This window comes from Microbacterium sp. BLY (assembly GCF_017939615.1).
Lineage (GTDB): Bacteria > Actinomycetota > Actinomycetes > Actinomycetales > Microbacteriaceae > Microbacterium.
On the sequence record NZ_JAGKSR010000001.1, the window covers coordinates 977,983 to 993,004 of the forward strand.

A 15,022-nucleotide genomic window follows, 5' to 3' on the forward strand; every position below is an offset into this window, starting at 1 on the left:
GATCAGACCTCCTTCATGGGCTTGACGATCTTCACGTAGGCCGCGACGATCGCGATGACGATGAGGAAGGCGACGACGGAGAGCGCGCTCGCCACGTCCACCTTCTTCTGCAGCTCGATGTACTTGAAGATGAGCGTCATGATCGTGTCGGCACCGTAGCCGGGGATCGACCCGGTCATCACCTTCAGGATCGGCAGCGAGTTGAAGACGTTGATGATGTTGATGAGGATCGCCACCGCCAGCGCGCCGCGCAGCTGCGGCAGCACGATGGACCAGTACGTGCGGGTGGCCCCGGCGCCGTCCATCTTCGCCGCCTCGATCGCGTCGGCCGGGACCGCTTGGAGCCCGGCGAGGATCGTGTAGGTGGTGAACGGGAGCGACACGAACACGGCGATGACGATGGACCACACGAAGGCCGTGGTCGGGTTCTTCGTCCAGCCGTAGCCCACCGCGTCGTCGGAGAGCCCGATGTCGTAGAGGAACTTGTTGAAGACCCCGAAGTACGGCTCGAGGCTGTAGTAGAAGACCATCGTGGTCATCACCACGGACGCGGCCCACGGGACGATGACCGCCATCCGCACGAGCTGACGACCCGGGAACGCCTTGTTGAGGATCTGCGCGAGGCCGAGCGAGATGACGACGGTGAACAGCACCACCGACACGACCCAGACGATCGTGCGGATGAAGATGGGCCAGAACTCCGGGAACGTGAACACGGTCACGTAGTTGTCGAGGCCGACCGAGCCCTTGTCCAGGCCCGAGAGCGAGATGTCACGGGTGGAGTTGAAGAACATGACACCGGCGGGGAACAGCACCACGCCGATGATGAGCACCAGCGCGGGGGCGATCCACGGCAGTGCCTGGAGGAGGTCCCGTCCGCCGGGGCGACCGCGCGCGGCCGTCCCGGCGTCCGGGGTGCGGGGGCGACCGGTGGCCGCCCCCGCGAGGTTCGAGGATTCTGTCGTCTGGCTCATGGGGGATTCCCGAACCTCTCCGTTCCGCGGGTCAGCCCGCGTCCACCTGGTCCTGGATCTGCTTCAGCACGTCGGCCGCCGGCTGGTCCTGGATCTGTCCGAACAGCGACTTGAAGGCGCCGTCCGCGGCCGACCACTTCGGGTTCGTGGACGGGTAGAACTGCGCGTCGGGCAGCACGTCGAGGAACGGCTTGAGGGCCTCCTCGCCGGACAGCTCCTCGGCGCCGGACTTCGTGACGGGGAGGAAGCCCTCCGCCTGCACCCACGGCACGTAGACCTCGGGCGAGTAGAAGTAGTCGAGGAACTTCGTGATCGCCTCCTGCTTGTCGCCGTCGTTCTCGAACGCCATCAGCTGGTCCATGACTCCGAGCGTGAACGGCGAGCCGTCCTTCGTCGGGATCGGCACGATGGAGTAGTCGAGCTCGGGGTTGTTGTCGGCGATCTGGCCGACCGTCGGCGGCAGGCCGACCTGCATGCCGATCTTGCCCTGGATGAAGATGTCCATGAGCGGGGAGCGCTGCGTCGAACCGGGGTCCGCCTGGGTCGCCCCGGCGTCGATCATCTTCTTGATCTGCTCGGCGCCGACGAGGTTCTCCGGGGTGTCGATGGTGATCTCGGAGGCGTCGCCGAAGGATCCGCCGCCGCCCCAGAGCCACACGGCGGCCTCGGCCTGCGCCTCCTCGGAGCCGAGGGGCATGCCGTAGCCCGCGACACCGCCGCCGAGCCCGGACACCTTGGTCGCGGCGTCGAGCAGGGAGTCCCAATCGGTCGGCGCCTCGACGCCGGCCTCGGCGAGGAGGGCGTTGTTGACGAAGAGGGCGCGCGCCGACGCGATCATCGGCAGGGCGTAGGCGGTGCCGTCGACCTCGGCGTTCGCGAGGAAGGAGTCCTGGAAGTCGGAGTAGACGTCGTCGGACACGACCTCCTCGACCGGGTAGAGCAGCTCGTCCTCGACGAAGCCCGCGAAGGGGCCGCCGTTGTAGATGTCCGGTGCCTCGCCCGCCTGGACCTTGGTGGAGATGACCTTCTCGAGGTTGTCCCACGACTGCACCTCGAGGTTGACCTTGATGTCGGGGTTCTTCTCGGTGAACCCGTCGATGACGTCCTCCCAGAGGCCCTTCGTGGCGTCGGAGTAGCTGGGGACGAGGAGGTCGAGGGTGTCGGCATCGCCGCCGCCGCTGTCTCCTCCCGATCCACCGAAACCGCAGGATGCGAGCGACAGCGTGGCGAGGGCCGCGACCGCTGCGGCCCCGTATCGCCGTGACTTGTTCATGGGCATTGCATTCCTCACTGTGGGTGCTGCTCCAGCGGGCGGGGGTCCGCTCTCCGGAGAGGGGGGTGGTGCACAGTCGCAGAACACTCCACGCGACGGTGCGTGCTGATCACGCCGCCGAGGTGGTCGCGATCGTCCGAGCGGGGGCTCGTGGAACTGGTCCCGATTATTTGTCAGGCAAACAAACAAATCAAGATGTTGCTCTCTTGGAACGAAATACTATGATCGGATCACGCCCGAAACAATCACAAGTACGCAACATCTCGTCCGAAAGGCCTTCTCATGACCGATTCGCTGCCCGGCGCGCACATGCGCGAAGAGCTCCGCTCCCAGCCGCAGATGTGGGCCACCGCGGCCGAGCTGTCCGCCGAGCAGGCCCTGCTGCCCGCCCGCGGCGCGCGCGTCGCGGTCGTCGGCTGCGGCACCTCGTGGTTCATGGCCCAGTCGTACGCCGCACTGCGCGAATCGTCCGGTCAGGGCGAGACCGACGCGTTCGCCGCGTCGGAGGCCTTCGTCGACCGCGGCTACGACGCCGTCGTCGCCCTCACCCGCTCCGGCACCACGACCGAGGTGCTCGAGCTCGTCGACCGCATCAAGGGTCGCACCCGCACGATCGGCGTGATCGGCGACCCCGACTCGCCACTTGTCTCGCTCGTCGACGATGCCGTGCTGCTGCCGTTCGCCGACGAGCAGTCCGTGGTCCAGACGCGCTTCGCGACCACGGCGCTCGCGCTCTTCCGGGCGTCGCTGGGTGAGGACCTCTCCGGAGCCATCGCCGACGCGACGGCCGTGCTCGCCGAAGAAGGGGACGACACCGAGCTGCGCGACGCCGAGCAGTACACGTTCCTCGGGCGGGGCTGGACCATCGGGCTCGCCCACGAGGCCGCGCTGAAGCTGCGCGAGTCGTCGCAGTCCTGGACCGAGGCGTACCCGTCGATGGACTACCGCCACGGTCCGATCGCCATCGCCGCCCCGGGCCGGGTGACCTGGCAGTTCGGAGAGGCACCGGACGGACTGGCCGCCGAGGTGCGCGCCACCGGGGCACGGTTCGAGCACCGCGCGATCGACCCCCTCGCCGACCTCGTGCGCCTGCACCGCACCGCCCTCGATCGTGCCGTCGCCCGCGGTCTCGACCCGGACCAGCCGCGCAACCTCACGCGATCCGTCATCCTGGATGCATGACGCCAGCGAACCCCGGAGCCGAGCGATGACCCCGACCGACGCGGCGGACGCGATCCCCGACGTCGCCAGGGACGACACCGGCGAGACGCTCGCCGCGGTGCGCACGCTCGGCGCCGGGGCGCCCGTCCTCGCGTTCGACGTCGGCGGGACCGACATCAAGTCCGCGCTGTTCGACGCGGAAGGACGAGCGCGCGGACTCCGCCGCACCCCCACCCCGACGGCGGACGGCGACCGCACCCCCGCTCTGCTCGAGCGCCTGGAGGTGCTGGCCGCCCAGCTCCGCGCGGAGCATCCGGACGTGGTGCCGCGCGCCGCCGGGCTCGTGGTGCCCGGCATCGTCGACGCCGAGGCCGGGATCGGCGTGTTCGCGAGCAACATGGGCTGGCGGGACGCCCCCCTGCGCGACCTCACGGCGCAGCGCCTCGGCCTTCCCGTCGCGTTCGACCACGACGTGCGGGCGGCGAGCTGGGCGGAGCACGAGCTCGGCGGCGCCCGCGCCTACGACGACGCGGTGATCCTCGTGATCGGCACCGGCATCGCCGGCGCCCTCCTCATCGGCGGACGCCCGTACACCGCTGGCGGGTATGCGGGAGAGATCGGGCACTCCCCGATCGCCGACGGCCCGGTCTGCCCGTGCGGGGCGCGCGGCTGCCTGGAGGCGGTCGCCTCGGCCGGCGCGATCGCGCGACGCTATCGGGACGCCACCGGCGCCACCCCCGACGGGGCGAAGGACGTCATCGCCCGCGCCGTCGCCGGGGACGAGGTCGCCGCGGACATCTGGGACTCGGCGCTCGACGCCCTGACGCTCTCCCTCGCGCAGCTCACGGCAGTGGTCGCCCCCGAGGCGGTCGTGATCGGCGGCGGGCTCTCGCGCGCGGGAGGCGCGCTGTTCGACGAGCTGCGCACCCGTCTCGCCGCCCGGCTCAGCTTCCATCGCCTTCCCGCCCTCGTCCCCGCCGAGCTCTCCGGCAACGCCGGACTGATCGGCGCCGCCCTCCGCGCCAGGGAGATCGCATGATCCTCACCGTCACCCCCAACCCCGCTCTGGACCTGACCTGGCGGGTCGACCGGCTCGTCGCGGGCGGGACCCACCGGGCCGACACCGGAGCGGCGCGCGCCGGCGGGAAGGGACTCAACGTCGCCCGGGTCGCGAACGCCGAGGGGGCGTCCGTGCTGGCGCTGACCACGGCGGGTGGCCGGATCGGCGCCGAGTTCGCCGCGGAGCTCACCGTCAGCGGCGTGCCCGCCGTGCTCGTCCCCGTCGCCGCCGAGACCCGGCGCAGCATCGCGCTCGTCGATGACTCCGCCGGGGACACGACGGTCGTGAACGAGCGGGGGGAGAACCCGACCGACGCGGAGTGGGGCGGACTCCTCGCCGAGATCGTCGATCGGCTCCCCGGCGTCAGCGTCCTGGTGATCTCCGGCAGCATCCCACCCGGGGCACCCGAATCGCTCGTCCCGATGCTCGTCGCGGTCGGCGCCGACGCCGGCGTTCCCGTGATCGTCGACACCTCCGGCCCCGATCTTCTCCGCGCCGCCGACGCCGGAGCCACCGTGCTCAAGCCCAACGCCGCCGAACTCGTCGAGGCCACCGGCATCGACGACCCCGTCGAAGGGGCGCGGTCGCTGCTGGCTCGCGGGGCCGAACTCGTGCTGCTGTCGCTCGGCGCCGAGGGGATGCTCGCCGTCACCGCCACCGACCTCCTCCACGCGCGGCTCGACGAGCCGCTCGCCGGGAACCCCACCGGTGCCGGAGACGCGGCCGTGGCGGCCTGCGCCGTCCGGTACGCGGACGGCGAGCGCGATCCCGAGCTGATCCTCCGGCGCGCGACCGCATGGTCGGCCGCGGCCGTCCTCATGCCGCTCGCCGGCGACATCTCCCCGCGCTGGATCGCGCTCGAGCAGCAGCTCCGCATCTCGCGTCCCGATCCCGCCTCCTTCCGGAAGGACCCTTCGTGACCCTCGTCTCCGCTCGCGAGCTCGTCTCCGCCGCGGCCGCCGCCAGCACCGGCATCGGCGCCTTCAACGTGATCCACCTGGAGACCGCGGAAGGCCTCGTGCGTGCCTCCGCCCTCGCCCAGCTCCCCGTGATCCTGCAGATCTCGCAGAACTGCGCCGACTACCATGGCGGTCTCGAGCCCATCGCGCTGGCCACCCTCGCGGCGGCACGACGCGCAGAGACCCCGGTGGCCGTCCACCTCGACCACGCGGAGCGACCGGAACTCGTCGACGAGGCCGTGGCCCTCGGCTTCGGCTCGGTCATGTTCGACGGCGGCGCGCTGCCCTACGACGAGAACGTGGCGCTGACGGCCGAGGTGGCCGCGCGCGCCGGGGCGGCCGGCGTCTTCGTGGAAGGCGAGCTCGGCGAGGTGGGCGGGAAGGACGGCGCCCACGCTCCCGGGGTGCGCACAGACCCCGACGAGGCGCGGGCGTTCGTCGCCGCGACCGGGGTGGACGCGCTCGCCGTCGCCGTGGGGTCGTCGCACGCCATGACCGACCGCACCGCCGCCCTCGACCTCGACCTCGTCGCCCGCCTGCGTGCGGCGCTGCGGGGTGCCGCGGCGGACGGCACCGACGTGCCCCTCGTGCTGCACGGGTCGTCGGGCGTGGCCGATTCCGTCATCGCCGACGCGGTGCGGGCGGGGATGACGAAGATCAACGTCTCCACCCACCTCAACGGCTTCTTCACCCGCGCGGTCCGCGAGGTGCTGGACGCGGACGAGCGTCTCGTCGACTCCCGCAAGTACCTCGCCCCGGCGCGCGCCGCCCTCGCGGACGAGGCCGCCCGGATGCTGCGGCTGTTCGCCCTCCAGCCCTCGACACGGGACGACGACCGGTGAAGCGGGCGGCCCGGCTGCACGCGATCCTCGACCTCCTCGCCGCCGACGGCGAGGTCACGGTCGAGGAGCTCGTGGACCGGTTCGGCGCGTCGCCGGCCACCACGCGTCGTGACCTCGACTCCCTCGCCGAGCAGCGCCTGCTCACCCGCACGCACGGCGGTGCGGTGGCGCAGACGGTCGCCTACGAGCTCCCCCTCCGCTACAAGAGCCATCTCCGCACCCATGAGAAGGAGAGCATCGCGCAGGCCGCGGCGGCGCTCGTCACCCCCGGCACCGTGGTCGGGCTCTCCGGAGGGACCACGACGACGGCCATCGCGGCCGCGCTCGCCGCCCGGGACGACCTGGCGGCGGAGGGAGGCATCACGGTGGTGACGAACGCCGTGAACATCGCCGCCCAGCTGGCGACGCGACCCGAGATCAAGGTCGTCGTCACCGGCGGGGTCATCCACTCGCGCACCTACGAGCTCGTCGGTCCGTTCGTGGAGCAGCTGCTCCGCGGGGTCCGGCTGGACATCGCCTTCATCGGCGTGAACGGCATGGATGCGGTGGCCGGGGCCACGACGCAGGACGAGCGCGAGGCGGCGGTGAACCGCATGATGGCGGAGCGGGCGCGGCGTGCCGTGGTCGTCACCGATGCCAGCAAGCTCGGAGCGGAGGCTTTCTCCGCGGTCGGCGGTCCGGAGCTGTTCGGCACCGTCATCACCGATCGCGGGGCCGAGCCCTCGGCCGTGGAGGCACTGCGCGGCGCCGGGTACACGGTGCTCCTCGCCTGACGATCTCGCGGGCGGCGGCCGGGCGCTCCGAGGGCCTCGGCGTCCCCAGATCGCCGAGGCCCTGCCGGAGCGTCACGGTTGCAGACCGCGACCTCCCGGAGCAGATGGTGTCATCTTCGTCGTCCCGCTCCCCAGCGGTGCTTCCCCAGATCCGACGGCGCCTCCCTCGCGCCTCTCCCTTCGAGGCCTTCGCTCGACACCTTCCGAAGAACAGGAGAGGGTGCCCCCGATTCTGATACCTCGCGGCGAGAAAAATAACTCGTCCGCTCAACCCCGCTCGCAGCGGGCATCGAGTTCCAAGCCGAGCAACAGACCTTTCGCTGCTGGGTCTGGGGCAACGCCATCCAACTCGACGACACCTGACACCAACGGCAGCGACTCGAGCACACCCCCCGACGGTCAACATCGCTACACGACCAGAAACCAGCCCGAGCCACCGTCATCAACGGATCACCGCTCCTGCGCCACGGGGATTTCCAGCCCACTCATCTACCAGCAGCCCCGGCAAGTTGCGACCCGTAAAACCCCAGATCAGAACCGATATATAGCCTGGTTGAATCGGGTGCATTTCGGGCAGAATTGAAGCACGGAAAGACATACAGAACTAGGGAGAAATCATGGCCGCGATCACCGTCTACACCAAGCCCAGCTGCGTCCAGTGCCACCTACTGGGCACTGGACGCCAAAGGCCTCGCCTACGAGATCCGCGACCTGAGCGAAGACCCCGCCGCCCTCGAGTACGTCAAGAGCCTCGGCCACCTGCAGGCACCCGTCGTTGTCACCGACGAAGACCACTGGGCCGGCTTCCGCCCCGACAAGATCAACGAGCTGGGGGAGCGTGCAGCATGACCACCCCGACCCCCATCATCGAACGCCACCACGTCTCCTGGGAGACCTACAACTTCATGCGCCAGGAGCTCGCCCGCCTCGAGGCGGAGAAAGCCCAGCTCGAGAAGGACGTCGCGTACTGGGGATGGCAGACCAACTACTGGTACATGAAAGCCAACTACACCGACCGCGAACTCCAGGCCATGTACCTCCGGCGTTCCCGCGCAGCAGGCGAGCTCACGGCAGAGTGGACGGCCACGCACGAGAGCAGCGCCGCATGAAACGCCTACGCGGGGGAGCGGCTCTTCTCGTGGCCGCTACCCTCACCGCATGCGCACCGGATGCCGCGCAGACCCCGGCGCCTGTCCCGGCGAACGTCGTCGCCGTCGTCGACGGCGACACCATCGACGTCGCCATCGACAGCCGCACCGTCCGAGTACGCCTGATCGGGATCGACAGCCCAGAGATCGGACGCGGGGGAGAGGCCAGCGAATGCTACGCCGACCAAGCCCGCGACTTCCTCGACGACCTGCTCTACGGGACCACGGTCCAACTCATCAGCGATCCCAGCCAGGGCGACCAGGACAGATACGGACGCCTCCTGCGACACGTCTTCATCGACGGTAAGGATGCAGCAGAACTCGCCATCCGCGACGGCTACGGAACCGAATACACCCACGACACCCCCTACCTCACCCAGGAGAGCCACCAAGTCGCCCAACGTGCGGCGGCCGCAGCGAGGGCCGGACTCTGGAACGAATGTTGACTCACGCGGGGGCACACCTTGATCTTCTCCGAGGGTGGAGCGACCTAGCTGCCGCTGCCTGATGGGGCGGTTGCTGGGTCGTCGGCGCTCTCAGCTGCTGCGTGCTTGGCTGCGCGGCTGGCACGGATCTTGTGTACGGCGATCGAGACCGCGAAGGAGATCGCGGGATCATTCGATCGTGGTGGCGCAGAAGGACTTGATCTCGGGCCCAACGTCCGTGATGGCGTACTCGAAGTCGGCTTCTGACCGTATTGAGGTGGCGTCGAGTTCGGTCGCGGCTTCTTCGGATTCGGCTAGGGAGCCGGGGAAGACGCTCTCGTATGAGTCGGCCATATCCGGATCGGGCGTCTCAAAGATGATGTTCCGAACGATGCTCACGACTCCGACCGTGCAGGCGCGTAGGGCCTCTTGCTGTCGAGTGAGCGGGACTGGTGATGGCACCGCGGTGCCATGCGCCGCTGGAAGCTCAAGTAGTCGCTCAATCTCCGCGAGGTGCTGTGGCGAGCCGAGCGCGAACCAGTTCTTCCCCACGAGCGCGTTGAAGTCGTCGTCGAGCTGCGATTGCCAATCCTGGAGTACCTGACCCACCGAGCTTTCGTCCTGATAAGCGCGCACAGCGGTCCAGCTGCCGTCTTGCTCTGTGCAGTCGAATCCGACCATCGAATCGTAATGGTAAACGTCGTCGTTGAGCTCGCGCACTTCATGGCATGACAACTCATCTGCGAGTGATATCACCATCGCATTTGTCAGTGTGTGGTCTATGGGCGCGGGAGATGGTGTGGAGGGCGCGCACCCGCTGGTCACCAGAGCAATTGCTCCGATGACCAGCGGGATCGCGCACGTTATGCGCGAACGACTCACCCGAAGTCGCCCGCCCAACCAATGGGAACGGACGTGACATAGCCGCGCATCTGCAGGTTCCCGGCGACATTACCCCAGGGGACCGTCCCGGACCCGGAGGAGTTGCACCCGAGGCCTCGCCAGGTCTGCACGTACTTCGTTCCGGACTTCACGAAGCCCTTGCCCTCGGCGCAGATTCGGCCGGAGGAGTTGAAGTTGGCCTGCCAGTCGTATGTCCACTTCGCCGTGGAGTCCCAACCGATCACTGAGCAGCCCTGGACCGATGTGTACTTCGAGCCGGTACCCGGCACGACCCATCCGGTGCGGCAGAGGCTTCCCGAGCGGCCTGTCACCCGGGCCTCGTCGGGTGCGCCCGCGATCTGAACGCCACGACTGGTGTCAAACCCAGGCATCACCTCGGCCTGATACTCAACGCCATCTACTTCGACGGTGTTGCTGACCGGGTGGGTGATCTCGTCCGCAACAGCTGCACCCGGAAGGAGTGCTGCGCCCGCGAGTGCTACGGCGGCCGTGAGAACGGAATACGTTGTTCGTTTCAATTTCCTACCTTTCGTTACCTCCCCTGTTAGTCACATGCTTACGGAATCCTCTGCGTTTGTCTGTCCCCCATATTGCCGACTAGCGGAACCGCAAAAATCTGCTCTACGCCAAAATCACCGCCCTGAGCGTGGGCAGATTGAGTTGGTCAGCGGCATAAGGTGGAGGCATGAGACGTGTCACTGCTGCTTTCGGACTCGCCAGTCTCTTGCTGTTGGCTGGATGCGCGAGCGGACCTGACCTGCTGCAGTGCCAGGCCGTCGCGGAACTCGACACGGAACTAGAAGCGTTCTTCGATGCCGACAACGCCGAAGCTGGTACTGGCGGCGCTGAGGAACAGCTTCAGCAGTTGGGTGAACTCGCGGACGCGTACTCTGAGGTCGAAGTTGACGGGGATTTGAAGGAGGCGACGTCGTCTGTGGGCGACAAGCTGAACGAGCTGCTCGCCTACCGGATCGCTGTACAAGACGGTGACGCACCGGACCCGGCGCGCGAGAAGGAACTTCGTCGCGAAGCCATCGACGCGTTCGTCAACATGCAGACGATATGCATCGAAGCGAACGCCAGCTAGCTCGGTTGCTGTAGTCGAACGGGTCCCGGAGATGCGGGCGCAAACCAGGCCCGACGCGCCAGCGGTCGCAGAGACACGGACGTCCCAGCGTGCGGACTGAGCCCTTGAGAACGGATCATCCAACTATGCAGGACACGCCGAGCGAAGGGCAAGGTAGGCGCTTTTGCGGCATTCCGCGCGCGTTGCCCCTCGGTTCGGGAGTGGTCTGCGCGCGAGGGGAGAGGGCCTGCGTCAACCTAAGTTGACATAATAACCATTATCGGTTCTTCTTTCCTTACCGAAACATGTACATGTTTACGTGCGCAACTGGTACCATGAATGCATGGTCACCACGTCATCGCTTCCCATGCTCACGGTGCTTCCTACGACAGAGGCTCGACTCGAGCTCGGTGAGACACTTCGTCGATTCAGGGCCCAGGGCGCGGCCGCCGCGCCTGTTGTGTTTGGCTCTCAGCGTCGCCCGGAAGGTGTGATCCTGCCGTTCGAGCTCTACTCCGAGCTCATTCCTCTCATCGAGGATCTGGAGGTTGCGCGGCTCGTGCGCGAGCGTTCGAGTGCGGGTGCGTCGGTTCCTTTGGGTGACGTCGCCGCGTCTATCGGACTTGATCCGGCGGACTACGCCTGATGCCGGCGCCGCTGCCCCTGAAAGCCCTGCCCGGCTTCCAGCAGGACATCGACGCGCTTCCCGACCAGCAGACCAAGAAGATGGCACTCGACATGCTCGTCCTTGTCCGCGCCGGCAAGATCAAGGGCGTGAAGCTGGACTCTCATGTCGATACAGGAGATCTCGGAGACTGCTACAAGCTGTACTTCGACCCCGACGGGTCCGGCAAGCCCCGGTACCGGCTCGTCTACCGGTACACGCCCATTGAGATCTCCGCTGTCGCGCTGGAGGCCGTCGCCGTAGGCCGCCGCGACGGCCTGGACGCATACACCCGCGCGATCGCCAACCTCGGACGCTAAGGAGCTACCGTGGATCTGGATGTCATCGCACTTATCGTCGCCGGACTCTCCCTCTGCGTCTCGTTCGTGGGGACGATCCTTTCCAATCGACGGTCGAAGGATGCGCTCGCGCTGGCACAGCGGGCCGCGATCGACGCGCGGTGGTCCGCGCTGCAGGAAGCGGTGCAACGTCTGATCGGCTTCGACCCGACGGCAGATCCGATCGAGGAACGTCTGATCAACCTGCGGATCGCGATGGTCGCGCTCGTCGACGAGCTACCGGACTGGGATGGCCTCGACACGTGGCTGGATGCGGAAAGAGCCCTCGGCGCCACATTCGGGCGGCAAGTCATGACCGCAGCGCGACCTGGGGATGACGTGGAGCAGCGGGTGCGAAACCTCGAGCCGCTCATGACGTGGGCGCAAGCACTGAGTTCTAATCTGCGCTTCCTGCGATCCAAGGGCTACGTCCCGAAAACTCTCCAGCAGCTCACTGATCACGTCACTGCTCTCATCCGCGAGGTACACGAGAAGAACGGATGGGACCTGCCGCCCAGTGTGAATCCGCGCATCGGGAAGCTCGAGTAGTCACGTGGGACCTTTTCCCGTACGCCATAGCGTGCGAACCGACAGCCGCCTGCAGCGGTGAGTTCAACCGTAGAGCGCCAAAGGCTACCGGCGCCTCCTCCGCGCGCGACGAAGGGGCTCAGAGCATGGATAGGCGCTGTTGTATCGAGAGAGTTGCTGCTTCCGCCGCTGCGCAGGCGAGCTGTAGGTGGTTTGATTGGCGAGGGTGACGAACAGGCGACGGTACATCGGCATATCCGCCGCTTCGGCTGGACTTCTGCTCGGAGCGTGGTTTCTTCCTGACAGCGACGATCGTGCGACCCCTCCATAGCCGGATGGAGATTCATGAGCTGCGAGGACCGCGCGGGGACGAATCGTCCAACCGCAGCATGTTCCGCACCGCCACCGGCAGGTCTATCCGCCCTACATGGGTGGATGCACAGGAGGGACAGCCTGGCTGGACATGAGATGAACGCGAGCGCATGATCCATCGGAGGTGGGGAGCCGTCGCCGATGCCCTGGGCGAGGTTTCGCCCCCCGTAAAGCCCGCAGAGGAGGATCGCGAGCAGCGACGCGAAGATCAGCGGCCGTCGGGTCGGGGAGGACGATCCGAACGCCGCCAAGATGACGGCCGCGACGAGTAGTGCAATCGCAACCGCGGCGTCGACGGATACGAACGATGAAGCTACAGGCCACGAGCGAAGTGGCGTATAGGTCCCTGATCCACTGCAGATGCATCTGCCAGGTGTCTGCGCTCGTTATGCCCGGTTGCTGAAGATGAACGCCGACGATTACTGGGGTATCAGCCGACACAGTTTCTGGGCGCAGCACCACCCCGGCCCACGGAGGCGCGTCACTGTCGATCGTGTAGCCGCCGCTGTCGCTCAGTGCCGTGCTGAGTATCACAGACGTTGTCGCAGACTCCGGGGCAAACGTCTTGTTGGGGAATCCACTCGACGAGAGCAGATCACCGACCCGCTCGCCAGTTACCCAACCAACCTCCGGAAGCACAACGATGTCGGCATCCAGATCACGAACCATCGGGGAGATCTGATCAGCCACGGAATCGGTGTCGACTTCACCGGAATGCACTCGTCGCCCTCGGCATTCTGACATCGCAGGTCGCACTGCTCGGACGTGCTGTAGTGCATCTCGATCGTGACGCGCCCGTCGCGGATCGCGATCGCTTCCGCGACCTCGGTAAGGTGCTCGCGCGAGATCGTCCAATATCCCTGTGTGAAGGAGACGAGTACATCGTCATCATCGGAGACTTCAACACGACCATCAACAGCATGGGTGGCAGCACCCTTGGTTCCTGTACTGACGTGGCAAGCATGCACGGAGCGGGTGCGGGTGCAACCTGGCCCACGATTTTGCCGCCGATCATGGGGGTCGCAATCGACCGCTTTCTTGTCGGTCGTGCGTACTCACCAGCCGAGGCCACCATGCACATCCAGCGCAGTGTCACAGGCTCCGACCACTGGGCGATCACCGGCAGCATCCCCGCACTCTCGGACTAGATAGGTTGGCGACGGCTCCCCCGCTGCGTTCTCTTTGGTTTCGCACCGCCCACCCCAACCAAGGAAACACAGGCCATGACCACGGACGCTGACTCCCTCGACCGCCAGTTCCTCTGAGAGCTCGGGGCCGGGCTGGGCGCCCGGCCCCGAGTCGCTATGCGGGCCAGTCGAAGAGCGTTGGCTGGTCGGCGCCGGCGCCGGCGATCACTGCGGCGATCGCCTCCCGGTTCCACCCCATGGTGAGCACGAGGTCGCGCAGTGTGCGCGAGCGTGTGGCGAGCTGGCGGCGAGACAGCCCACGCATCCCCACTTGGTGTCGGCCGGCACGTCCCTTCCGTTCACGGTCACGCATGTTCGCGCCATGGTCGTCAGCGAGGAGATGAGTGTCTGCGTCGGCGGTCACTCGAACACAGATCGGCACATCGCACGTGTGGAGGAGCTCGACGTCGCGCGTGAGCTCCCGGCCGGTGACGTGCTCGAAGAGAAGACGCTGCGGGCGCACCATTCGCTCTCGACCCTCGCGACGAAGAGAGAACCTCCTGTACCCGTCGTCCGCGATCGCCCCGACCCACAGCCAGCAGTCATCCTCACGCGGCCCCGACACCACCTTGGCCATGAAGCGTTCGTACTCGCGAGCGTTCACGGGCGATCACGCGGCGACGCCGGAGGCTGGCTGCTGCTCCTGCTCGTCGACCGCAGGCATGGCGCCGCCGATCTCGTCACCATCAGCTGTTCGCTCTGCTCGTGTGCGCGGCGCGGGCGACTCTTCCAGCTTGGACAGCCGGGTCACCTCAGTGGATGGAACACCGACGACATCTGCGATCGCCGTGACCGTTTCCAGCTCCCGCAACGCCCTGATGGCACGACCTTGGTCCCGCTCGAGCAGCGCGTGCTTTGCCACGAATTCCTCCAGCACTCGCTCGCGTTCCGCGGCGAGACGATCGATCCGGTCCGCGTTGACGAAGAAAGCCGTGGCCGCGTCCTCGATCCGCTGCTCTCGCATCCGCTGCTCTTCAAGCTGCGCCGCGCGAGCTGCGCGAACCCGCTCACGAATAGCCGTCTGCGATGTGCGTGTCGTCTTCGATTTCGACATAGGGGTACTCCGCGGAAGAACGTGCCGTGGACAACGCCGACCGAGCGCACCTGACCACCTGTGGACAGCACGAGCTAACGCCCGGGCTCATCCTGCCCACAGGATGGACAGCTGCGCTGAACTGACACCACCCTCCGGGCGGAGCAGCACTATGTCCTCCGGACGGGTAAGGGGCACCTTGCGGTGCCCCTGCGAGGGTCCCCCCTCGCGCTCCGGACAGCGCCAAGGCTACAGACGCACCCCGACCCGACACCCGCCCCCTCCCACAGACACCTAACGGTCACCGAGCTCCGCT

At 67.3% G+C, this 15,022-nt stretch carries 18 protein-coding genes and 1 pseudogene; 13 read left to right on the forward strand and 6 right to left on the reverse strand.

Going from position 1 to position 15,022, the window contains the following annotated elements; all coding sequences use genetic code 11:
* Positions 1-2: 2 nt before the first annotated feature.
* Both KAF39_RS05000 and KAF39_RS05005 read right to left on the reverse strand, forming a co-directional pair.
* Complete coding sequence (locus tag KAF39_RS05000) at positions 3-974, reverse strand: carbohydrate ABC transporter permease (protein WP_210676228.1); 972 nt, start codon at positions 972-974, stop codon at positions 3-5.
* A 31-nt stretch (positions 975-1,005) separates the two neighbouring features.
* Positions 1,006-2,253 carry an extracellular solute-binding protein gene (locus KAF39_RS05005; protein WP_246878234.1) on the reverse strand — a complete coding sequence of 416 codons (1,248 nt, stop codon included), beginning with the start codon at positions 2,251-2,253 and terminating at the stop codon, positions 1,006-1,008.
* A gap of 276 nt (positions 2,254-2,529) precedes the next feature.
* On the opposite strand from KAF39_RS05005, the gene KAF39_RS05010 reads away from it, so the two are divergent.
* From KAF39_RS05010 to KAF39_RS05045, 8 genes and pseudogenes are all read left to right on the forward strand, one after another.
* A complete protein-coding gene (locus tag KAF39_RS05010) occupies positions 2,530-3,429 on the forward strand; it encodes an SIS domain-containing protein (protein WP_210676229.1) in 900 nt (299 codons plus the stop codon).
* A 25-nt stretch (positions 3,430-3,454) separates the two neighbouring features.
* A complete protein-coding gene (locus KAF39_RS05015) occupies positions 3,455-4,447 on the forward strand; it encodes an ROK family protein (protein ID WP_210676230.1) in 993 nt (330 codons plus the stop codon).
* Positions 4,444-5,388, forward strand: coding sequence for a 1-phosphofructokinase family hexose kinase (locus KAF39_RS05020; protein ID WP_210676231.1), 945 nt, complete (start codon positions 4,444-4,446; stop codon positions 5,386-5,388). Before KAF39_RS05015 ends, KAF39_RS05020 begins: the two co-directional genes overlap by 4 nt.
* The gene (locus tag KAF39_RS05025; protein ID WP_210676232.1) at positions 5,385-6,269 is read left to right on the forward strand and encodes a class II fructose-bisphosphate aldolase; all 885 of its coding nucleotides are present in this window, start codon (positions 5,385-5,387) and stop codon (positions 6,267-6,269) included. Before KAF39_RS05020 ends, KAF39_RS05025 begins: the two co-directional genes overlap by 4 nt.
* A complete protein-coding gene (locus tag KAF39_RS05030; RefSeq protein WP_210676233.1) occupies positions 6,266-7,042 on the forward strand; it encodes a DeoR/GlpR family DNA-binding transcription regulator in 777 nt (258 codons plus the stop codon). Before KAF39_RS05025 ends, KAF39_RS05030 begins: the two co-directional genes overlap by 4 nt.
* Before the next feature lie 617 nt (positions 7,043-7,659).
* Positions 7,660-7,891 (forward strand): annotated as a pseudogene (gene nrdH, locus KAF39_RS05035) (glutaredoxin-like protein NrdH).
* The gene (locus KAF39_RS05040; protein ID WP_210676234.1) at positions 7,888-8,151 is read left to right on the forward strand and encodes a hypothetical protein; all 264 of its coding nucleotides are present in this window, start codon (positions 7,888-7,890) and stop codon (positions 8,149-8,151) included. Before nrdH ends, KAF39_RS05040 begins: the two are co-directional and overlap by 4 nt.
* Positions 8,148-8,636 (forward strand): thermonuclease family protein, encoded by a 489-nt coding sequence (locus KAF39_RS05045; protein WP_210676235.1) that lies wholly within the window; start codon positions 8,148-8,150, stop codon positions 8,634-8,636. The genes KAF39_RS05040 and KAF39_RS05045 overlap by 4 nt, the downstream gene beginning before the upstream one ends.
* Before the next feature lie 168 nt (positions 8,637-8,804).
* Here the strand turns inward: KAF39_RS05045 and KAF39_RS05050 are convergent, their stop codons facing one another.
* Positions 8,805-9,374, reverse strand: coding sequence for a hypothetical protein (locus KAF39_RS05050; protein ID WP_210676236.1), 570 nt, complete (start codon positions 9,372-9,374; stop codon positions 8,805-8,807).
* 119 nt (positions 9,375-9,493) lie between these two features.
* Positions 9,494-10,036, reverse strand: coding sequence for a hypothetical protein (locus tag KAF39_RS05055; protein ID WP_210676237.1), 543 nt, complete (start codon positions 10,034-10,036; stop codon positions 9,494-9,496).
* 167 nt (positions 10,037-10,203) lie between these two features.
* Here KAF39_RS05055 and KAF39_RS05060 point away from each other — a divergent pair, with 167 nt between their 5' ends.
* From KAF39_RS05060 to KAF39_RS05080, 5 genes are all read left to right on the forward strand, one after another.
* Complete coding sequence (locus KAF39_RS05060) at positions 10,204-10,605, forward strand: hypothetical protein (protein ID WP_210676238.1); 402 nt, start codon at positions 10,204-10,206, stop codon at positions 10,603-10,605.
* 322 nt (positions 10,606-10,927) lie between these two features.
* Positions 10,928-11,230 carry a hypothetical protein gene (locus tag KAF39_RS05065; protein ID WP_210676239.1) on the forward strand — a complete coding sequence of 101 codons (303 nt, stop codon included), beginning with the start codon at positions 10,928-10,930 and terminating at the stop codon, positions 11,228-11,230.
* Entirely contained in the window at positions 11,230-11,568 is a 339-nt protein-coding gene (locus tag KAF39_RS05070) for a hypothetical protein (protein ID WP_246878235.1), read from the forward strand. The genes KAF39_RS05065 and KAF39_RS05070 overlap by 1 nt, the downstream gene beginning before the upstream one ends.
* Before the next feature lie 9 nt (positions 11,569-11,577).
* Positions 11,578-12,135: a hypothetical protein gene (locus KAF39_RS05075; protein ID WP_307805084.1), complete on the forward strand. Its 558-nt coding sequence runs from the start codon at positions 11,578-11,580 to the stop codon at positions 12,133-12,135.
* A 1,124-nt stretch (positions 12,136-13,259) separates the two neighbouring features.
* Entirely contained in the window at positions 13,260-13,634 is a 375-nt protein-coding gene (locus KAF39_RS05080; protein ID WP_210676240.1) for an endonuclease/exonuclease/phosphatase family protein, read from the forward strand.
* A 154-nt stretch (positions 13,635-13,788) separates the two neighbouring features.
* Here the strand turns inward: KAF39_RS05080 and KAF39_RS05085 are convergent, their stop codons facing one another.
* Together KAF39_RS05085 and KAF39_RS05090 are read right to left on the reverse strand one after the other, a co-directional pair.
* Complete coding sequence (locus KAF39_RS05085) at positions 13,789-14,250, reverse strand: hypothetical protein (protein WP_210676241.1); 462 nt, start codon at positions 14,248-14,250, stop codon at positions 13,789-13,791.
* A gap of 33 nt (positions 14,251-14,283) precedes the next feature.
* Positions 14,284-14,727 carry a hypothetical protein gene (locus KAF39_RS05090; protein WP_210676242.1) on the reverse strand — a complete coding sequence of 148 codons (444 nt, stop codon included), beginning with the start codon at positions 14,725-14,727 and terminating at the stop codon, positions 14,284-14,286.
* Positions 14,728-15,022 lie beyond the last annotated feature (295 nt).